The 21,707-nt window shown below is 72.2% G+C and carries 6 protein-coding genes; all 6 read left to right on the forward strand.

Features of this window, described 5'->3' with window-relative positions; genetic code table 11:
- Positions 1-22 precede the first annotated feature (22 nt).
- Positions 23-12,223 carry a non-ribosomal peptide synthetase gene (locus BU52_RS01245; RefSeq protein WP_037926404.1) on the forward strand — a complete coding sequence of 4,067 codons (12,201 nt, stop codon included), beginning with the start codon at positions 23-25 and terminating at the stop codon, positions 12,221-12,223.
- On the forward strand, positions 12,216-17,810 hold the full coding sequence (locus BU52_RS01250; protein WP_200881137.1) for a non-ribosomal peptide synthetase: 5,595 nt from the start codon (positions 12,216-12,218) through the stop codon (positions 17,808-17,810). The genes BU52_RS01245 and BU52_RS01250 overlap by 8 nt, the downstream gene beginning before the upstream one ends.
- A 15-nt stretch (positions 17,811-17,825) precedes the next feature.
- Positions 17,826-18,035 carry an MbtH family protein gene (locus tag BU52_RS01255; protein ID WP_037926407.1) on the forward strand — a complete coding sequence of 70 codons (210 nt, stop codon included), beginning with the start codon at positions 17,826-17,828 and terminating at the stop codon, positions 18,033-18,035.
- A 112-nt stretch (positions 18,036-18,147) separates the two neighbouring features.
- Positions 18,148-19,323 (forward strand): cytochrome P450, encoded by a 1,176-nt coding sequence (locus tag BU52_RS01260; protein WP_037926410.1) that lies wholly within the window; start codon positions 18,148-18,150, stop codon positions 19,321-19,323.
- A gap of 20 nt (positions 19,324-19,343) precedes the next feature.
- Positions 19,344-20,498, forward strand: coding sequence for a cytochrome P450 (locus tag BU52_RS01265; protein WP_037926413.1), 1,155 nt, complete (start codon positions 19,344-19,346; stop codon positions 20,496-20,498).
- Entirely contained in the window at positions 20,488-21,684 is a 1,197-nt protein-coding gene (locus BU52_RS01270) for a cytochrome P450 (protein WP_037926416.1), read from the forward strand. The genes BU52_RS01265 and BU52_RS01270 overlap by 11 nt, the downstream gene beginning before the upstream one ends.
- Positions 21,685-21,707 lie beyond the last annotated feature (23 nt).

Genomic DNA, 21,707 nt, shown 5'->3' on the forward strand with positions numbered 1-21,707 from the left:
CGCTGGATCGAGGGAGATTTCGATGGCTCAGTCGCGGATCGAGGACATCTGGCCTCTGTCGCCACTGCAGGAAGGCCTGCTGTTTCACACGGTCTACGACGACGAAGGGCCCCACGTCTACCTGGGTCACTGGATCCTGGAGCTGGACGGTCCGGTCGACCCGGCCAGGTTACGCACGGCATGGGAGACGCTGCTCACCCGGCACGCCGCGCTCAGGGCCTGCTTCCGGCAGCGTGCGACGGGTGAGACGGTGCAGGTCGTCGCGAGCGGGGTGGACCTGCCGTGGCGGGTGGTGGATCTCTCCCACCTCGACGATCCCGACGAGGCGGTGCGGGAGCTCGCCGAGGAGGACCGGCTGCGGAGGTTCGACCTCGCGAAGGCCCCGCTGCTGCGCCTCACGTTGATCCGTCTCGACGACGCCACGCACCGGCTGGTGGTGACCTGCCATCACGCGGTCATGGACGGCTGGTCGTTGCCCATCGTGTTCGACGAGCTGCAGGCTCTGTACGCGGCCGGCACCGGTTCGCCGGACCTGCCGGAAGTGGCGTCCTACCGGGATTACCTCGCCTGGCTGAACCGGCAGGACCAGAAGCGGGCGCTGGCGGCATGGGCGGCGGAGCTGCGCGGCGCTCAGGACCCGACCCTGGTGGCGCCGGCCGACCCGGGCCGAGCGCCCGGCATGCCGGAGAGCATCACCGTCGAGGTCCCCGAGCACCTCACCCGATCGCTGGAAGACCTGGCCCGCAGCAACGGGCTGACGCTGAACACCGTGGTGCAGGGCGCGTGGGCGCTGGTGCTGGCGCAGCTGTCGGGCCGGACGGACGTGGTGTTCGGGGCGGTGGTCTCGGCACGCCCGGCGGACCTGCCCGGCGTGGAGGGCATGGTGGGGCTGTTCCTCAACACCGTGCCCGTGCGCGTACGGCTGGACGGTGCCACGCCGGTCATCGGCATGCTGACGGAGCTGCAGAGGCGGCAGTCGGCGCTCATCCCGGACCAGTACGTGGGTCTGGTGGAGATCCAGAAGGCGGCCGGCCCCGGCGCGATCTTCGACACCCTGCTCGTCTTCGAGAACTTTCCCCGCGACCTCGGTGAACCGGACTCCCCCGAGACCTTCACCGTTCGGGTGAACCAGGGCAGGGAGGCCGCCCACTACCCGCTGACGCTGGTCGCCGTCCCCGGCGACACGATGCTCCTCAAGCTCGACCATCTGACCGACCTCTTCGACGCGGACGCGGCCCTCTCCGTCATCGAGCGGTTCCAGGGGGTTCTGCGCCACCTGGCGGCCGACCACGAGACCACCGTGGCCGACCTCGCTGTGACGACCGCCGCCGAGCGCAACCTGGTGAGCGCGTGGGGCACGGCACCCGGCGCCGAGCCCGGCGACCTGCCGCTGGTCCTGTTCGATCGCCAGGCGGAGCGTCGCGGAGACGAGACGGCGATCGTCGACGGAGACCGGACGACGTCGTTCCGAGACCTGGCCGGGTATGCGGACAGGCTCGCGGGTTACCTGACCGGGCGGGGCGTCGGGCGTGGTGATCGGGTCGCCGTGGTGATGGAGCGGTCGACCGACCTGATCGCGACGCTGCTCGCGGTGTGGAAGGCGGGGGCGGCGTTCGTGCCGGTGGACCCCGGCTACCCGGTGGAACGCGTGAAGGTCATGCTGGCGGACGCGGATCCGGCCGTGGTGGTGTGCCGGGCCGCGAACCGGGCGGCCGTGCTGGACGGCGGGCTCGATCCGATCGTCCTGGACGATCCGGAGATCCGGCGGGCCGTCGCGGAGTGCGCCCGCCCCTCGGTGCAGGTCTCAGCCGACGACCTCGCCTACGTGATGTACACCTCGGGGTCGACGGGCACGCCCAAGGGCGTCGCGGTGTCGCACGGCAACGTGGCGGCGCTGGTCGGGGAGCCGCGGTGGGAGATCGGGCCCGGCGACACCGTGCTGACGCACGCCTCCCACGCCTTCGACATCTCCCTGTTCGAGATCTGGGTGCCCCTGCTGTCCGGCGCCCGAATGATGATCGCCGAACCGGGCGCGGTGGACGGGGAGGCCCTGGCCCGGTACGTGGCGGCCGGCGTCACGGCCGCGCACCTGACCGCGGGGGCCTTCCGGGTACTGGCCGAGGAGTCACCGGAGTCGGTCGCCGGGCTTCGCGAGGTGCTGACCGGCGGGGACGAGGTGCCGCCGGCGGCGGTGCGGCGCGTACGGCGGGCGTGCCCGGACATCCGGGTGCGGCATCTCTACGGCCCGACGGAGACGACGCTGTGCGCGACCTGGTGGCTGCTCGAGCCCGGCGACGAGGCCGGAGGGGTACTGCCGATCGGACGTCCCCTCGCCGGCCGGCGCGTCCACGTCCTGGACGCGTTCCTGCGCCCCGTTCCTCCGGGCGTGAAGGGCGAACTGTACGTCGCCGGGGCCGGTGTCGCGCGTGGCTACCTGGGCCGTTCGGCTCTGACGGCCGAGCGGTTCGTCGCCGATCCCTTCGTCCCCGGCGAGCGGATGTACCGGACCGGTGACCTGGCCCACTGGACGGACGAGGGCACGCTCGTGTTCGGCGGACGTGCCGACGACCAGGTGAAGATTCGCGGCTATCGAGTGGAGCCGGGAGAGATCGAGGCGGTCCTCGCCGGGCTTCCGGGCGTCGGTCAGGCCGTGGTCCTGGCCCGGGACGAGCGTCTGATCGGCTATGTGGTCGCGGAAGAGGGGCGGGACCTCGACCCGGCGGGGCTGCGGGAGCGGCTCGCCGAGACGATGCCCGAGTTCATGGTCCCGGCGGCGGTGATCGTGCTGGACGAGTTGCCGCTGACGGTCAACGGGAAGGTGGACCGGCAGGCCCTGCCCGACCCGGACTTCGCGTCGAAGTCGGTGGGCCGGGATCCGGCCACCGAGGTCGAGCGGATCCTGTGCCGGGTGTTCGCCGAGGTCCTCGGCCTGGAACGGGTCGGGGTCGAGGCCGGCTTCTTCGAACTGGGCGGGGACTCCATCTCCTCGATGCAGGTGGCCGCCCGCGCCCGCCGTGAGGGAATCGCCCTCACCCCCCGGCAGGTGTTCGAGCAGCGGACCCCCGAACGACTGGCGCGAGTGGCGGGAACGACGCGGTCGGGCCGCTTCGAGGCGGACGCGGGCATCGGGGAGATTCCCTGGACGCCGGTGATGCGCGCCCTCGGAGCCGACGCGCAGCGCCCCGGCTTCGCCCAGGCGCGGGTCGTGGTCGCCCCGCCCGGCCTCGACCGGAGCGCGTTGGTGGCGGCCCTGCAAGCGGTGCTGGACACCCATGACCAGCTGCGCGGCCGGGTGGAGTCCGACGGACGGCTGATCGTGCCCGGTCGCGGCACGGTGGACGCGGCCGGACTGGTGACACGGGTGGCGGCCGCGACCGCGAACCTCGACGAGATCGCCGGACGCGAGGCCGGGACGGCCGCGGGCGTCCTGGACCCGTCGACGGGAACCATGGTGCGGGTCGTGTGGATCGATGCCGGAGACGCCGAGCCGGGCCGGCTGGCGCTGGTGGCGCATCACCTGGTGGTCGACGCGGTCTCGTGGGGCATCCTGCTGCCGGATCTGCGGACAGCCTATGAACAGGTGATCTCCGGAGGGACCGCGTCTCTCGAACCTGCGACGACGTCGTTCCGGCAGTGGGCGAGGCGGCTGACCGAGCAGGCGCTCAGCGAGCGTACCGTCGCCGAGATCGATCACTGGGTCGGGGTCCTCGACGGCGCGGACCCGTTCCCCGAGGAGCACGCCGGGCGGCCGCACTCGTGGTCCTGGACACTGTCCGGATCCGCGGCGCGGAGCCTGGTGGGTCAGGCCCCGGGAGCCTTCCACTGCGGGGTCCAGGAGGTGCTGCTGGCGGGCCTGGCCGGCGCGGTGGCGCGCCTGCGCGGTGGTGACGCCGGGGTGCTGGTGGACCTGGAGGGCCACGGCCGCCACGCGGCCGACGGCGAGGACCTGCTGCGCACCGTGGGCTGGTTCACCAGCGTCCACCCGGTCCGCCTCGAAGTCTCCGGCCTCGACCTGGCGGCCGCGGCGGCCGGGAACGCGGCGGCCGGGGAGCTGCTGAAGGCCGTGAAGGAGCAGGTCCGCGCCGTTCCGGGCGACGGGTTCGGCTACGGACTGCTGCGCCACCTCAACCCCGACACCGGGGCCAGGCTGGCCGAACTGCCGTCCCCGAGAATCGGGTTCAACTATCTCGGCCGGTCGGCCGCCGCCTCCCCGGACACCCCGTGGCAGGTCGTCGAAGGGCCGCTCGGTGCGGGAGCCGACGCCCCCGACCTGGTCCTCGCCCATGCGCTGGAGGTCGGCGCGAGGGTGCAGGACACGCCGGGCGGTCCCCAGGTGAGGCTCACCGTGGACGGCCGGGATCTCGACCCCGACACGGTGGAGCGGCTGGGGGAGGCCTGGCTGGAGATGCTCACCGGCCTCGCCGCCCACGCCGCCGATCCCGGCGCCGGAGGCCACACGCCGTCCGATTTCGACCTCGTCGACATGTCGCAGCGGGACGTGGCGGAGCTGGAGGCCGCCGCGCCCGGGCTGACCGACATCTGGCCCCTGTCGCCCCTGCAGGAAGGCATGCTCTTCGAGCGGGCCCTCGACGAGGAGGGCGTGGACGTCTACCAGAGCCAGCGGATCCTGGAGCTGGACGGGCCGCTCGACCCGGAACGGCTGCGCGCGGCGTGGCAGCCGCTGGTCGCCCGGCACGAGTCGCTCCGGACGAGCTTCCACCAGCTCGGCTCGGGTGAGACGGTGCAGGTCGTCGTGGGCGAGGCCGACATCCCCTGGCGTGAGGCGGACGTGTCACATCTCGGCGAGGCCGACGCGGCCGCCGAGGTCGAACGTCTTCTCGCGGAGGACCAGGCGGAGCGGTTCGACGTGACCCGCCCGCCGCTGCTCCGGCTGCTGCTGATCCGTCTCGGCGAGAACAGGCACCGGCTCGTCCTGACGTCGCACCATGTCCTCCTGGACGGCTGGTCCACGCCGATCATCCTGGGCGAGATGTCCTCCGGCTACGCCGGCGGACCGGGCCCGTCGACGTCACCCTCCTACCGTGACTACCTGCTGTGGCTGAGCCGTCAGGAGCAGGACGCGACGCTGTCGGCCTGGCGGTCGGAGTTCGCCGGGTCCGACGAGCCGACCGTGGTGGACGCCGACGCGGGCAGGGCGATGGTGATGCCGCAGGAGCATTGCGCGTGGCTGTCCGCCGAATCGACCCGGACGCTCACCGACTTCGCCCGCGGCCACGGGCTGACGCTGAGCACGATCGTGCAGGGCGCGTGGGCCCTGGTGCTGGCCCGGCTGGCGGGCCGGACGGACGTGGCGTTCGGCACGGTGGTGTCGGGCCGCCCGGCGGACGTACCGGACGTGGAGCGGATGGTGGGGATGTTCATCAACACCGTTCCGGTCCGGGTGCGCCTCGACGGCGGCCTGCGGGTCCTGGAGCTGCTCCAGGATCTGCAGCGACGCCAGGCGGCGTTGACGGAACACCAGTACATGGGTCTGTCGGAGATCCAGAAGGCGGTGGGACCGGGCGCGGTCTTCGACACCATCATGATGGTGGAGAACTACCCGCTCGACGCGGCCGGCCTCGGCGACGACGGCGGTGTCACGATCAGCTCGGCCGTCACCCGGACCGGTACCGGCTACCCGCTGACCATGAGCGCCAGTCCCGGAGAGCGCCTGCAGATCCGCGTGTCCTTCCGGCCCGACCGGATCGACGAGAGGACCGCCGCCGAGGTCGCCGGGCAGGTTGTGCGTGTCATCGAGCGGGTGGCGGCCGAGCCCTCGCTCCCCGTGGGGCGCCTGGGTGTGACGAGTGACGCGACACGCACGTCCGAGGTGGAGCGCTGGAACGCGACCGGCGAGGCCGCCGGCGGTGCGTCGGTGGTGGAACTCTTCCGGCGGCGCTCGGCAGGCACGCCGGACGCGGTGGCCGTCGTCGACGGCGACCGCACCCTGTCCTACGGCGACCTCGACCGGGAGTCGGACCGGCTGGCAGGGCGTCTGGCCGAGACGGGCGTGCGCCGCGGCGACCACGTCGGCGTGGTGCTGGAGCGCGGCGCGGACCTGTTCGTCGCATTCCTCGCGGTCTGGAAGGCCGGCGCCGCCTACGTCCCGGTGCATGTGGACTACCCGCCGGTTCGGATCGAGCGGATGCTGGCCGACGCCGGCGTGACGGTGGCGGTCTGCGCCGAGGGGACCCGGAACGCGGTGCCGGACGGGCTCGAGCCCGTGCCCGTGGACGCGCCGTGGGCCGGGGAAACGAGGCACGAGACGCCGACGGTCACGGCGCGCGACGCCGCCTACGTGATGTACACGTCGGGATCGACCGGGGAGCCCAAGGGCATCGTGGTGCCGCACGGAAGCGTCGCGGCCCTGGCCGGCGACCCCGGCTGGGCACTCGATGCCGACGACTGCGTCCTGATGCACGCCTCGCACGCGTTCGACGCGTCGCTGTTCGAGATCTGGGCGCCGCTGGTCCGCGGTGCCCGCGTCATGGTCGCCGAGCCGGGCGCGGTCGACACGCAGCGCCTGCGGGAGGCGGTCGCACGCGGCGTGACCACCGTCCATCTGACGGCCGGGAGCTTCCGGGTGCTGGCCGAGGAGTCGCCGGGCTCCTTCGACGGGTTGCGCGAGATCCTCACCGGCGGAGACGTGGTGCCCCTCGCCTCCGTCGCACAGCTGCGCCGGGCCTGCCCGGACGTCCGGGTCCGGCACCTTTACGGCCCGACCGAGACCACACTGTGCGGCACCTGGCATCTCCTCGAGCCGGGGGACGAGCCGGGCGACGTCCTGCCGATCGGCCGCCCTCTGGCCGGGCGGCGGGCGTACGTGCTCGACGCCTTCCTCCAGCCGGTCGCCCCGAACGTGACCGGTGAGCTCTACCTCGCCGGCGTAGGTCTGGCGCTCGGCTATCTCGGGGCCCGCGGCGCCACCTCGGAGCGGTTCGTCGCCGACCCGTTCGTCCCCGGCGAGCGGATGTACCGCACCGGCGACCTGGCACGCCGGAACGACCGGGGCGAGCTGTTGTTCGCCGGACGGGCCGACGCCCAGGTGAAGATCCGGGGCTACCGGGTCGAGCCGACGGAGATCGAGACGGTGCTCGCCGAGGCTCCCCAGGTCGCGCAGGCGGTCGTCGTCGCGAGGGAGGACGGTCCGGGTGAGAAGCGGCTGATCGCCTATGCGATCGCGGAACCGGACCAGGTCCTGGACCCCGAAGCGCTCCGCGAACACCTCGCGGCGCGGCTGCCCGAGTTCATGGTCCCGGCCGCGGTGGTGGTCCTGGACGACTTCCCGCTGACGATCAACGGGAAGATCGATCGCGAGGCCCTGCCCGCTCCCGAGTTCTCCGCGAAGCCCGCCGGCCGCGAGCCGCGCACCGAGGCGGAGCGGGTGCTGTGCGCACTGTTCGCCGAGATCCTCGGGCTGGACCGGGTCGGGGCCGACGACAGCTTCTTCGAACTGGGCGGCGACTCGATCCTCTCCATGCAACTGGCAGCCCGGGCCCGCCGCGCCGACGTCGTCTTCGGCGCGAAGGACGTCTTCGAGCAGGAGACACCCGCGGCCATCGCGGCGGTCGCCGAGCGCGGCGGCGCCCCGCGGGCAGAGCTCGCCGACGACGTCGGCGAGGTCGCGTGGACGCCGGTGATGCGGGCGCTCATCGAACGCGACCCCGGCGCGCTGACCGGCGGGGCCCTGACCCAGTGGGTGACCGTGGGCGCTCCCGGCGACCTGTCGGTGGACGCGCTGGCGGCCGGGCTGGGCGCGGTGATCGGCACCCACGATCTGCTGCGGAGCCGGATCGTCACGGCCGCGGGCGAGGAGCCGGGCATGGTCGTGTCCGCTCGGAGTGCGGTGGACGCGGCCGGTCTGGTCGAGCGGGTCGACGCGGACACCGGCGACATCGACGAGATCGCGGACCGGTGCGCCAGGGAGGCGGCGGCGAGGTTGGATCCCGCTGCCGGTGTGATGATCCGGGCGGTGTGGGTGGACGCCGGACCCGGCCGTGTGGGTCGGATCGTGCTGGTGGCGCACCATCTGGTGGCCGACGCGGTGTCGTGGCAGATCCTGCTGCTGGACCTGCGTGCGGCATGTGAGGCCGTGAGCGCGGGCGCGGAGCCCGCTCTCGACCCGGTGGAGGTCCCGTTCCGGCGCTGGGCGCGGACACTGGCCGATCAGGCCGCGGTCCGGGCCGCGGAACTCGGGACCTGGACGGAGATCCTCGACCAGGCGGAACCGCGGCTGGCCTCCCTCGACCCCGCGCGCGACACCATCGCGACCGCGGGACGCCGGTCCTGGACCCTGCCGCGAGACCGGGCGGGCGTGCTCGTGGGGAAGGCCGCCTCGGCCTACCACTGCGGTGTCCACGAGGTGCTCCTGGCCACGCTGGCGGGCGCGGTCACCCGGTGGCGCGGTGGCGACGCCGTCGTGGTGGACGTCGAAGGCCATGGCCGCCGGCCCGTCGGAGAGCTGGACCTCTCGCGGACGGTCGGCTGGTTCACCGACATCCACCCGGTCCGGCTGGACGTGACCGGGATAGACACCGACGAGGTGATCGCCGGTGGCGAGGCGGCCGGCCGCCTGCTGAAGGCGGTCAAGGAGAACGTGCGCACCGTCCCCGACGGTGGCCTCGGCTACGGTGTGCTGCGCCACCTGAACGCGGAGACGGCACCGGTCCTGGCGGCGTTGCCGAAGGCGGAGATCGGGTTCAACTACCTGGGCCGCTTCTCCTCCCGCCCCGAGGGAGATCCGGAGCCCTGGCAGATGACGGGGACCATCGGCGGCGCCGCGGAGGAGCACGCGCCGTTGCGCCACGCCGTGGAGGTCGACGCCGTCGTCCTCGACTCCCCGGACGGACCCGAGCTCCGGCTGACCCTGACCTGGGCCGGACGGATCCTCGGCGAAGCCGAGGCGGAGTCGCTCGGCCGGGCCTGGCTGGACCTGCTGTCCGGACTCGCCGCGCACGCCGCCCTCGGAGCCGGTGGGCACACCCCCTGCGACTTCTCCCTCACCGCGCTGACGCAGCAGGACGTGGAGGAGATCGAGGCCGCCGTTCCGGGACTCGCCGACATCTGGCCGCTCTCCCCGCTCCAGGAGGGACTGCTGTTCCACGCCGTCGACGAGCGAGGCCCGGATGTGTACGCGGGTATCCGCACCCTCGCCCTCGACGGCCCGCTGGACGTCGCTCGCTTCCGGGCGTCCTGGCAGACCCTCCTCGACAGGCACGCCGCGCTGCGGGCGAGTTTCCACCAGCTCGGGTCCGGCCAGGCCGTGCAGGCGATCGCAGGTGAGGTGGTGTTGCCCTGGACAGAGACCGACCTGTCGCACCTGCCCGAGGACGAGGCGCTGGCGGAGGCCGAGCGACTCGCGGAGGAACTGCATGCCGACCGGTTCGAACTGGATCGGGCCCCGCTGTTGCGCCTGCACCTGATGCGCATCAGCGAACGCAGCCACCGGCTGGCCCTCGCCTCCCACCACATCTCCTGCGACGGATGGTCCCTGCCGATCCTGTCCGGCGACGTGACGGCGGCCTACGAATCGGGCGGCGACGGCCGGTCCCTGCCCGCCCCGACGTCGTACCGCAGCTATCTCGCCTGGCTCGCCCGCCAGGACAAGGAAGCCGCCCGGCAGGCGTGGCGGAGCGAGCTCGCCGGGCTCGACGAGCCCACTCACGTCGTGCCGCCGGACGCCGTCACCGCGCCCGTCGAGCCCGAGCGACTCCGGTTCGACATGGACGAGGACCTGAGCCGCCGGCTGGTGGAGTTCACCCGCCGGCACGGCGTCACGATGAACACCCTCTTCCAGGGAATCTGGGCGCTGCTCCTGGCCCGGCTGACGGGCCGGGACGACGTGGTCTTCGGCTCCGCGGTGGCCGGGCGGCCGCCCGAGATTCCCGGCGTCGAGTCCGTGGTGGGCCTGTTCATGAACACGCTGCCGGTCCGGGCCCGCCTCGACGGCGGTGAACCGTTCCTCGACATGCTGACGCGGCTGCAGGAGCGTCAGGTCGCGATGATGGCGCATCAGCACGTCGGGCTGTCGGAGATCAAGCAACTCGCCGGGCAGGGCGCCGCGTTCGACACCATCGTGGTGTTCGAGAACTACCCCCGCCCGCCGCTCCCGTCCGAGGACCCCGATGCGCTCGTCATGCGCCCCGCGGGGATCCCGAACGACAGCGGGCACTACCCGATATCCATGCGCGCCTCCCACGACGGCGGCGTCCACGGCGAGTTCATCTACCGTCCGGACGTCTTCGACCGGACCCGGGCGGAGGAGATGCTGGCGGCGGTCGTCCGGGCACTGGAGCAGGTGGCGGCCGATCCGTGGACCTTGGTGGGCCGGGTCGGCCTGATCGGCCCGACGGAGCGCGGCCTGGTGGTCGAGGAGTGGAACGCCACCGATGCGCCCTTCGTGCCGGAGCCGCTGCCCGTACTGTTCCGCCGCCGGGCGGAACTCTCGCGGGACGCGATCGCGGTGGAGGACGCGGATCGGAAGCTGTCGTACGGGGGGCTGCTGGAAGAGGCAGAGGATCTGGCGCGGCTGCTGGCGGGGCTGGGCGTCCGGCGGGAAACGCGCGTGGGTGTGCTGGTCGGACGGTCGGCGGAGCTGGTGGTGGCCCTGCTCGGCGTGTCGCTGTCGGGCGGGGTGTTCGTACCGGTCGACCCGGAGTATCCCGCCGGACGGATCGAGCTGATGCTGACGGATTCCGCCCCCGAGGTGCTGCTGTGCACGAAGGCGACCCGGACAGCCGTGCCGGACGGGTTCGCGGGCGTCGTGGTCGTACTGGACGAGCGGTCCGCCGCCGACCCGGGTGCGGCGCTGCCGGCCGTGGCGGTGGGCGACGGAGCGTATGTGATCTACACCTCCGGGTCCACGGGTACGCCCAAGGGCGTCCAAGTCACCCATGCCGGGCTCGGCAACCTGGCCGGCGCGCAGATCGAGCGCTTCGGCGTGACATCCTCCTCACGCGTCCTGCAGTTCGCGTCCCTCGGGTTCGACGCCGCGATCTCCGAGTTGTGCATGGCCCTGCTGTCAGGCGGGACCGTGGTGCTGGCCGACCCCGACAGCATGCCGCCGCGAGTGTCGCTGGGCGACGCGGTGCGCCGGTGGCGCATCACCCACGTCACTGTGCCGCCGAGCGTGCTGGCCGTCGAGGAGGACCTGCCGGACAGCCTCGAGACACTGGTGGTCGCCGGTGAGGCGTGCCCGCCCGCTCTGGTCGACCGCTGGTCGGGGGACCGCCGGATGATCAACGGTTACGGGCCCACCGAGACCACCGTGTGCGTGACGATGAGCGCACCGTTGTCTCCGGGACGCGACGCGCCCCCCATCGGCCGCCCGATCGCCAACATGCGGGCGTACGTGCTCGACGCCTTCCTGCAGCCGGTGCCGCCCGGCGTGGCCGGTGAGCTCTACGTCACCGGGGCAGGGCTCGCGCGCGGGTACCTCGGACGTCCGGGCCTGACCGCGGAGCGGTTCGTCGCCGACCCGTTCTCCTCCGGGGGCCGGATGTACCGCACCGGCGACCGGGCCCGCTGGACCCGGGAGGGAGAGCTGGTCTTCGTCGGCCGGGCCGACGCGCAGGTCAAGGTGCGCGGTTACCGGGTCGAGCCGGGTGAGATCGAGGCCGTGCTGTCGGACCATCCGGGAGCCGCCCAGGTGGTGATCGTCGCTCGTGAGGACGGCCCCGGCGAGAAGCGGCTGGTGGCGTACGTCGTGCCGGCGGCCGCGCAGCCGGCCGACGAACTGATCGCAGCTCTCCGCGAGACCGCGGCCGAACGCCTGCCCGAGCACATGAGGCCGGTGGCGTTCGTACCGCTGGACGCGGTGCCCCTGACCCCGAACGGAAAGGTCGATCACCGGGCACTCCAGGCCCCCGACCTCGCCGGGAACTCCTCCGGACGGGGTCCGCGCACGGCCGTCGAGGAGCTGTTGTGCGCGGTGTTCGCCGAGATCCTCGGGGTGGAACGGGTCGGAGTCGACGACAGCTTCTTCGAGATCGGCGGCGACTCGATCAGCTCGATGCAGCTGTCGGCCCGGCTCCGCCGCGAAGGGCTGGAAGTGACCCCCTGGCAAGTGTTCGAGGAGAAGACGCCCGAACGGCTGGCGGCGCTCGCCAAGGAGCTCCCGGCCGAGGGCGAGGAGAGCTCGGAGCCGGAGTCCGACGACGGCATGCTCCTGGCTCTCTCGCCCGACCAGATGGACCAACTCCAAAGCGGGCCGACCGATGGATGACCTCCACAAGGAGCAGATCGTGACTGTTGACGACACTCGTGCAAAGCCGCGCTCCGGCGTGGAAGACGTCTGGCCCCTGTCGCCGCTGCAGGAGGGAATGCTTTACCACACGGCTCTGGACAAGGACGGCCCCGACACCTACACCGTTCAGTCCGTCTACGGCATCGAGGGACCGCTGGACTCCGAGCGTTTGCAGAGGTCCTGGCAGGCGCTCCTGGACCGGCACGCCGCGCTGCGGGTCTGTTTCCGGTACGTCAGCGGCGCGCAGATGGTTCAGGTCGTCTTACGCGACGTCAAGATCCCGTGGCGTGAGACAGACCTCTCCGGACTCCCGGACGACCTGGCGGACGACGAGGTGGGGCGGCTGGCGGAGGAGGAGCTGGCCGAGCGGTTCCGTCTCGAGACGGCCCCGTTGACGAAGCTGCACCTGATCCGGCTCGGCCCGGAGAGCCACCGGCTCGTGCACACCCTTCATCACGTCCTGGCCGACGGTTGGTCGATGCCGGTCATTCACCGCGAGCTCTCCGCGATCTACGCGGCGGGCGGGGACCCGTCCGGGCTGGCGGCCACGGCCTCCTACCGCGACTATCTCTCCTGGCTGGGCCGCCAGGACAAGGAGGCGGCCCGGGCCGCCTGGCGGAAGGAGCTCGCCGGCCTGGACGCCCCCACCACGGTCGCCCCGGCCGATCCGAGCCGAATACCGGACATCGACACGGTGATGACCGAGCTCTCCCCGGAGCTGACGAACGATCTGGCACAGCTGGCCCGCGGCCACGACCTCACGTTGAGCACCGTCGTCCAGGGTGTGTGGGGTGTCGTGCTGTCGCAGCTGGCAGGCCGCACCGACGTGGTGTTCGGCGCGACCGTCTCGGGACGGCCGGCCGAGCTGGCCGGCGTCGAGTCGATGGTCGGCATGTTGCTCGGCACCCTGCCGGTGCGCGTCCGGCTCGACGGCGGGCGGCGGGCCGTCGATCTGCTGGCCGATCTGCAGCGGAACCAGTCGGCGCTCATGGCCCACCAGCATCTCGGCCTTCAGGAGGCACAGGCCGTCGCCGGACTCGGAGCGCTCTTCGACACGCTCGTCGTCTACGAGAACTTCCCCCGCACCGGACTCGACCGGCCGGCGGACGACGGCCTGAACATGCGCCCCGTGCGAAAGGGACGCGACTCCTCGCATTACCCGTTCACCCTGGTCACCGGGCCGGGCGAGCGGATGCCGGTCATTCTCAACTACGACCGGGGCCTGTTCGAGCGGGAGGTCGCCGAATCCGTCCTGGGCGCGTTCGTCCGGGTGGTGGAACGGCTGGTCACCGAGCCCGACGTCCTGGTCGGCCGGCTGACCCTGCTGAGCGAAGCCGAGCGCGCCATGGTGGTGAACGAGTGGAACGCGACCGCTGGCCCGGTGCCCGGTGAGTCCGTGGTCGAGCTGTTCGGGCGGCGGGTGGACACCGCACCCCACGCGGTGGCGATCACCGATGCGAGCGGCACGGACCTGACCTACGCCGAGGTCGACCAGGCTTCGAACAGGCTGGCCGCATACCTCACCGGTCGCGGCGTCCGGCGCGGCGCCCTGGTCGGTGTGGTCATGGAGAGGTCCGCCGACCTGGTGATCACGTTCCTGGCGATCTGGAAGGCGGGCGCCGCGTTCGTCCCGATCGACACGGGGAATCCGGCTGAGCGGACCGCGCTCATCCTCGCCGACTCCGGGGTCTCGACCGTCGTGTGCACGATCGCCACCCAGGCGGCCGCGCCGGAGAACGCGATCGTCCTCGACGCGCCGGAGACCCGCGCGGCCGTCGACGAACAGGCCGGCACCGCTCCGGAGATCCGGGTCGGCGCGGACGATCTGGCGTACGTGATGTACACCTCCGGTTCCACCGGCGTCCCGAAGGGCGTGGCCGTCACCCATGGGGGAGTGGCCGGTCTGGCGGGCGACGCGGGCTGGCGGATCGGTCCCGACGACGGCGTGCTGATGCACGCGACGCACGTCTTCGACGCCTCGCTCTACGAGATGTGGGTGCCGCTCGCCACGGGCGGCCGGATCCTGCTCGCCGAGCCGGGAGTGGTGGACGCCGACGGCGTGCGCCGGGCCGTCGAACGGGGCGCGACCGCCCTCCACCTCACCGCCGGAACCTTCCGCGCCCTGGCGGAGGCGTCACCGGAATGCTTCACCGGCCTGACCGAGGTCGGCACCGGCGGAGACGTCGTTCCCGCCTTCGCGGTGGAGAACCTGCGGCGGGCCCAGCCCGCTCTCCGGGTGAGGAACACCTACGGGCCGACCGAGACCACCCTGTGCGCGACGTGGAAGCCGATCGAGCCCGGTGACGGGATCGGGCGTGAGCTGCCGATCGGCCGCCCGATGGCGAACCGCGGGATCTACATCCTCGACGCCTTCCTGCAGCCGGTCGCGCCGGGAATCACCGGCGAGCTGTACATCGTCGGTACCGGCCTGGCCCGCGGGTACCTCGGCAGGCCGGACCTGACGGCCGAACGGTTCGTCGCATGCCCGTTCCGGGCCGGTGAGCGCATGTACCGCACCGGAGACCTGGCGCGCTGGAACCGCGACGGGGAGGTGGTGTTCGTCGGGCGGGCCGACGACCAGGTGAAGATCCGGGGCTTCCGGGTGGAGCTGGCCGAGGTGGAAGCCGTGCTGGCGGCCCAGCCGGGAGTGACCGAGGCGGTCGCCATGGCGCGCGAGGACCAGCCCGGCGAGCGGCGTCTGGTCGGCTACGTCGTCACCGACGGAGGCGAGGCCGACGTCGACGAGATGCGGCAGCGGATGAGCCTCGTCCTGCCTTCCTACATGGTCCCCGTGGCGATCGTCGTCCGTCCGGGCCTGCCCATCACTGCGAACGGCAAGGTGGATCGCCGGGCCCTGCCCGCCCCCGACCTCGCGGGACGCACTTCGGAGAAGGCGCCCGAGAGCGAGACCGAGAAGGTGCTGTGCGCGCTGTACGCCGAGATCCTCGGGGTGGAGCGGGTGGGCGTCGACGACGCCTTCCACGACCTGGGCGGCAGCTCGGCGCTGGCCATGCGTCTCATCGCGCGGATCCGCGAGGAGATCGGCGCGGATCTGCCCATCCGGCAGCTGTTCTCCTCGCCCACGCCCGCGGGCATCGCCCGGGCGCTGGCGGCGAAGTCACGTCCCGCGCTGGAGGCCGCCGCCACCCGGCCGGAGGAGGTGCCCCTCACCGCCCGACAGCTCCGCGCCTGGCTGCTGGCCCGTCCCGGAGAGACGACCGCGGGCATGCACACCTCGGTCGCGCTGCGCGTGCGCGGCCGACTGGACGTGCCCGCGCTGGAGGCGGCGCTCGGTGACGTCGCGTCCCGGCACGAGATCCTCCGGACGACCTTCCCCGGCCAGGCCACGACCGTCCACCAGCACGTCCACGACTCCGCGACGGTTCAGCTGACGCCGATTCCGGCCGCCGAGGAGGACCTCCCCGGGCTTCTCGCCGAACGGGCCCGGCAGCCCTTCGACCTCACCCGTGACATGCCGTGGCGCTGCGACCTCTTCGCGCTCGCGGAGCGGGAGCACGTGCTGGCGCTGACGGTGCACCGGATCGCCGCCGACGACGACTCGCTGGACGTGTACTTCCGGGACCTGGGGGCCGCGTACGGCGCGCGGCGCGCGGGCCGGGTCCCGGAGCGCGCGCCACTGGCCCTCCAGTTCGCCGACTACGCCATCTGGGAGCAGCGGCTGCGCGAGGGCGAACGCGAGCAGGGAAGCCTGATCGACGACCAGGCGTCCTTCTGGCGGGACCACCTCGCCGGCATCGACGGGGATACGGTCCTGCCCTTCGACCGTCCGCGTCAGGCCATCCCGTCGCGGCGGGCGGGCGCGGTCGCCCTGCGGCTGGACGGCGCCCCGCACGCCCAACTGCTGGCGGCCGTGGACTCGGCGGGCGCGGACGCCCACCAGTTGGTGCATGCCGCGCTCGCCATGCTGCTGACCCGACTGGGCGCCGGCGAGGACCTCGTGATCGGCACGACGCTGCCGCGGGACGAGGACCTGATCGACCTCGAGCCGATGATCGGGCCGTTCGCCCGGCCGCTGCCCCTGCGCACCGACGTCGCGGGCGACCCCACCTTCCGGGAGGTCGTCGCCCGGGTGCAGGAGACCGTCCGGGACACCCGCCAGAACCTGGACGTCCCGTTCGAGCGGATCGCCGATCTGCTTGAGCTGCCCGCTTCGCTCTCCCGCCACCCCGTGTTCCAGGTGTCCCTGGACGTGGCCGAGGAGGACACCGGCGCGTGGGACGCGACGGGACTGCCTGCCCTGCGCACCAGTGTCGAACCCGGCCGGCCCGAGGCCATCGAGCTGGACCTCGCGTTCAAGCTCACCGAGCACCGCGACGAGGACGACCACGGCGACGGCATCGACGGAGAACTCCGCTACGCCGTCGACCTGTTCGACGCTTCCACGGCCGAATCGCTGGCACGACGGCTGGTCCGCGTCCTGGAACAGGTGGCGGAGGACCCCGACCGGCGCGTCAGCGATCTGGACATCCTGCTGGACGACGCCGAGCGCGAGCGTCCGGCCGAGGCCCCGGCCGTGTGGACCGGGTCCGTGCCCCCGGCAGTCGCCGACCTGGCCCAGGACGGCCCGCTCGGCGCGCTCGTGCTCGACGACCGGCTGCTCCCCGTCGCGCCCGGAGCCGTCGGTGATCTCTACGTCACCGGCCCCGCGGTCGACGCCGTCCCGGCCGACCGGAGCCTGGCCTGCCCGTTCGGGGCGCAGGGGCGGCGCATGCTGCGCACCGGCTCGCTCGCCCGCTGGTCCGCTGCCGGAACCCTGACCCTCCTGGGCGAGCGGCGGCGATCCAGCGTCGCGGCGAAGACCGCCGCGGGCGACTTCGAGGTCCTGCTGCCGCTGCGTCCCGGCGGCGACCGTCCGCCGCTGTTCTGCGTCCATGCGAGCGGCGGCCTGAGCTGGAACTACGGGCCGCTGCTGCGGGAACTCCCGTCGAACCAGCCGGTCTACGGAATCCAGGCGCGCGGCCTGGCCCGCACCGAGGCCCTGCCCGGCGGAGTCGACGAGATGGCGGCCGACTACGTCTCGCAGATCCGCACCGTGCAGCCCACCGGGCCCTACCACTTCCTCGGCTGGTCCCTCGGCGGGCGGATCGCGCAGGCGATGGCCGCGCTGCTCGAGGCCGAGGGCGAGCAGGTCGGCGTGCTCGCGCTGCTCGACGCCTATCCCACCTACATGGGGAAGAAGGCACGCGGCGACGGGCGTACCCAGGCGGCCGTCGACAAGCTGAAGGAACAGCAGATGGAGCTCGCCGCCGGGCTGGTCAGGGGGGACGGAGCCCGGGCCCGCCTGGAAGAGGTCATGCGGAACCTCGCCGAGGTCGGGCCGAGGCACGAGGCCCCGAGCTTCGCCGGCGACGTCCTGCTGTTCGTCGCCTCGAAGGACCGTCCCCCGCACATGCCCGTCGACTGGGCGATCGCCAGCTGGCAGCCCTTGACCAGCGGGACCGTGGAACACCACGAGATCCCCGTCGACCACAACGAGATGATGCAGCCCGCGTCGCTGGCCCGGATCGGGGCCGTCGTCGCCGAGAAGCTCCGGCCGCGGCCGTAGCGGGAAAGGACCACCATGACCAACCCCTTCGACAACGAGGACGGCTCCTTCTTCGTGCTCGTCAACGACGAGGGCCAGCACTCCCTCTGGCCCGCCTTCGCCGAGGTGCCGGACGGCTGGACCTCCGTGCACGGCGAGGCCGGCCGCCAGGACTGCCTCGCCTACATCGAGGAGAACTGGACCGACCTCCGGCCGAAGAGCCTGATCGCGGAGATCGGCGGCTGAGAGGGTGTCCAACCGCTCAGGTCGGGCAGTCGGACGGGCTCGACGCCCGTCCGGCTGCCCGGAGACCCTTGTTCCACGTACGCCGGCCGGATGAGACGAAAGGACCCGCGGCATGTTCGAGGAGATCAACGTCGTCCGGGCGTCGCAGTTGCACCGGAGGGACCGGTTCGATCCGGTGCCCGAACTCCACTCCCTGATGAAGGAGGGTGGCCTGACCGTCCTCGGAACCGAGGACTCCACCGAGGGGCGGACCGCGTGGCTCGCCACCGGGATCGACGAGGTCCGGCAGGTCCTCGGCTCGGACAAGTTCAGCGCCCGCCTGCTCTACGGAGGGACCGCGGCCGGCATCACCTGGCCGGGCTTCCTCACCCAGTACGACCCGCCGGAGCACACGCGGCTCCGCCGGATGGTGGTGCCCGCGTTCTCCCACCGCCGGATGCAGAAATTCCGGCCGCGGGTCGAGCAGATCGTCCAGGACAGCCTGGACACCATCGAGTCGCTCGGCGGCCCGGTGGACTTCGTCCCGCACTTCGGATGGGCCATCGCGACGCCGGCGACCTGCGACTTCCTCGGCATTCCCCGTGACGACCAGGCGGACCTGGCACGGATCCTCCTCGCCAGCCGGACCGACCGGTCGGACAAGCGGCGCACCGCGGCGGGGAACAAGTTCATGACCTACATGAAGCAGCATGTCGCCCAGTCGCGCCGCGGCTCCGGCGACGACCTGTTCGGCATCGTGGGGCGCGAGAACGGTGACGCCATCACGGATGCCGAGCTGACGGGGGTGGCCGCGTTCGTCATGGGCGCTGCCGCCGACCAGGTGGCCCGTCTCCTCGCGGCGGGCGCGTGGCTGATGGTCGAACAGCCCGCGCAGTTCGCTCTGCTCAGGGAGAAGCCCGAGACCGTACCGGAGTGGCTGGACGAGACCATGCGGTACCTCACGACCGACGAGAAGACCCATCCGCGCGTCGCGACCCAGGACGTGCGGATCGGGAACCAGCTCGTCAAGGCCGGCGACACCGTCACGTGCTCCCTGCTGGCCGCCAACCGCCCGAACTACCCGAGTGCGGAGGACGAGTTCGACATCACACGGGAGAAGGCGGAGCATCTGGCGTTCGGGCACGGCATCCATCACTGCCTCGGCAGGGCCATGGCCGAGCTGATGTTCAAGGTCTCGATTCCGGCGCTGGCGCACCGCTTCCCCACCCTGCGGCTCGCCGATCCGCAGCGCGAGATCACGTTGGGGCCGCCGCCGTTCGATGTGGAAGCCCTGCTGCTCGACTGGTAGCACCGGACAGAGGAGTACCGATGGCACTTCCCTTGCCGCACCGGCGGCACCGGCTCGATCCTGTGCCGGAGTTCCACGACCTGCAGAACGAGGGGCCGCTGCACGAATACGACACCGAGCCCGGGATGGACGGCCGTAAGCAGTGGCTGGTCACCGGGTACCACGAGGTTCGGGACATCCTCGCCGATCCCGAGCGGTTCAGCTCCATGCGGCCGGTCGACGACGAGGCCGACCGGGCCCTGCTGCCGGGAATCCTGCAGGCGTACGACCCGCCGGACCACACCCGGTTGCGCAGGACCGTGGCCCCGGCCTACTCCGCCCGGCGGATGGAACGGCTGCGGCCCCGCATCGAGGAGATCGTCGAAGAATGCCTGGACGACCTGGAGGACGTGGGGTCGCCGGTCGACTTCGTCAGGTACGCGGCCTGGCCCATCCCGGCGCTGATCGCCTGTGAGTTCCTCGACGTCCCCCGCGACGACCGGGCCGAGCTGTCGCGGATGATCCGGGAGAGCAGGGAGAGCAGGCTCCCTCGGCAGCGGACCTCTTCGGGGATGGGAGTCGTCAACTACACCCAGAAGCTGGCGGCCCGCAAGCGCCTCGATCCCGGCGAGGGGATGATCGGTGTCATCGTGCGCGAGCACGGGGCGGAGGTCAGTGACGAGGAACTGGCGGGGCTCGCCGAGGGCAACCTGATCATGGCCGCCGAGCAGATGGCTGCCCAGCTGGCGGTCGCGGTGCTCCTGCTGGTGACCCATCCCGACCAGATGGCGTTGCTTCGCGAACATCCCGAGCTCGTCGACGGCGCGACCGAGGAGCTGCTGCGGCACGCTTCGATCGTCGAGGCCCCGGCCCCCCGGGTCGCTCTCGAGGACGTGAGTGTCGCCGGACGTGACATCCGGGCCGGAGACGTCCTGACCTGCTCCATGATGGCGGTCAACCGTCCGCAGGGCGAACACTTCGACATCACCCGTGAGAACCCGAAGCACATGGCGTTCGGATACGGCATCCACCACTGTCTCGGGGCACCGCTGGCCAGGCTCCAGCTACGGGTGGCCCTGCCGGCGGTGCTCCGCCGGTTCCCGTCGCTGCGGCTCGCCGTCCCCGAGGAGGACCTGCGGTTCAAGCCCGGCCGGCCCGCGCCCTTCGCCGTGGAGGAGCTTCCCGTTGAGTGGTGACGACCGGCCTCCGATCCACACGCTCCGGCAGGGCTTCGACCCGGCCGACGAGCTGCGCGCCGCCGGAGAGCTGACGCGGGTCAGGCTCGGATCCGGAGCGGATGCCGAGCACACCTGGCTGGCCACCGGGCACGACGTCGTCCGGCAGGTGCTCGGGGACCACACGAGGTTCAGCACGCGCCGCCGCTTCGACCGGAACGACGAGATCGGCGGGAAGGGCGTCTTCCGGCCCCGCGAGCTGGTCGGCAACCTGATGGACTACGACCCTCCGGAGCACACCCGGCTACGGCGCCTGCTGGCCCCGGGGTTCACCCATCGCAAGATACGGCGGATGGCCCCGTACATCGAGCAGATCGTGACGGAACGCCTCGACGAGATGGAGCGGGAAGGGTCCCCCGCGGATCTGATCGAGTTGTTCGCCGACGAGGTGCCCGGCCCCGTGCTGTGCGAGCTGCTCGGGGTACCGCGGGACGACCGCGCCATGTTCCTCCAGCTCTGCCACCGGCATCTCGACGCCTCGCTCAGCGGCCGGCGGCGGGCGGCCGCGGGCGAGGCGTTCTCCCGCTACCTGGTGACCATGGTCGCCAGGGAACGGAAGGACCCCGGCGACGGGCTCATCGGCATGGTGGTCGCCGAACACGGCGACACGGTCACCGATGAGGAGCTGAGGGGCGTCTGCGTACAGATGATGCTGGCCGGAGACGACAACATCTCGGGCATGATCGGCCTGGGCGTGCTGGCGCTGCTGCGGAACCCCGAGCAGATCGCCGCGCTGCGGGGCGACGTCCCGGCGGCGGAGCGGGCGGTCGACGAGCTGATCCGGTACCTGACGGTCCCCTATGCTCCGACGCCCCGGACCGCCATCGAGGACAGCACCGTCGGCGACCAGGTGATCAAGGCGGGGGAGACGGTCCTCTGCTCTCTCCCGACGGCCAACCGCGACCCCGCCCTGCTGCCGGACGCGGATCGCCTCGACGTCACCCGGGAGGCCGTCCCCCATGTCGCGTTCGGGCACGGTGTTCACCATTGTCTGGGAGCCGCTCTCGCCCGCCTCGAACTGCGCATCGCCTATACCGCGCTGTGGCGACGCTTTCCCGACCTGCGGCTGGCGGATCCCGACGGGGCGACCGAGTTCCGGCTGAGCACCCCCGCATATGGAATCAGCAGGCTGATGGTCACGTGGTGACCGGATGGACGGCTTGAGCGGCG

It is taken from the genome of Streptomyces toyocaensis (assembly GCF_000725125.1).
GTDB classification, from domain to species: domain Bacteria; phylum Actinomycetota; class Actinomycetes; order Streptomycetales; family Streptomycetaceae; genus Streptomyces; species Streptomyces toyocaensis.

What these genes read in the sequence shown, in the direction of transcription:
- BU52_RS01245 (WP_037926404.1), top strand. Translation starts at nt 23, where the DNA reads ATGGCTCAGTCGCGGATCGAGGACATCTGGCCTCTGTCGCCACTGCAG.
- BU52_RS01250 (WP_200881137.1), top strand. Translation starts at nt 12,216, where the DNA reads ATGGATGACCTCCACAAGGAGCAGATCGTGACTGTTGACGACACTCGT.
- BU52_RS01255 (WP_037926407.1), top strand. Translation starts at nt 17,826, where the DNA reads ATGACCAACCCCTTCGACAACGAGGACGGCTCCTTCTTCGTGCTCGTC.
- BU52_RS01260 (WP_037926410.1), top strand. Translation starts at nt 18,148, where the DNA reads ATGTTCGAGGAGATCAACGTCGTCCGGGCGTCGCAGTTGCACCGGAGG.
- BU52_RS01265 (WP_037926413.1), top strand. Translation starts at nt 19,344, where the DNA reads ATGGCACTTCCCTTGCCGCACCGGCGGCACCGGCTCGATCCTGTGCCG.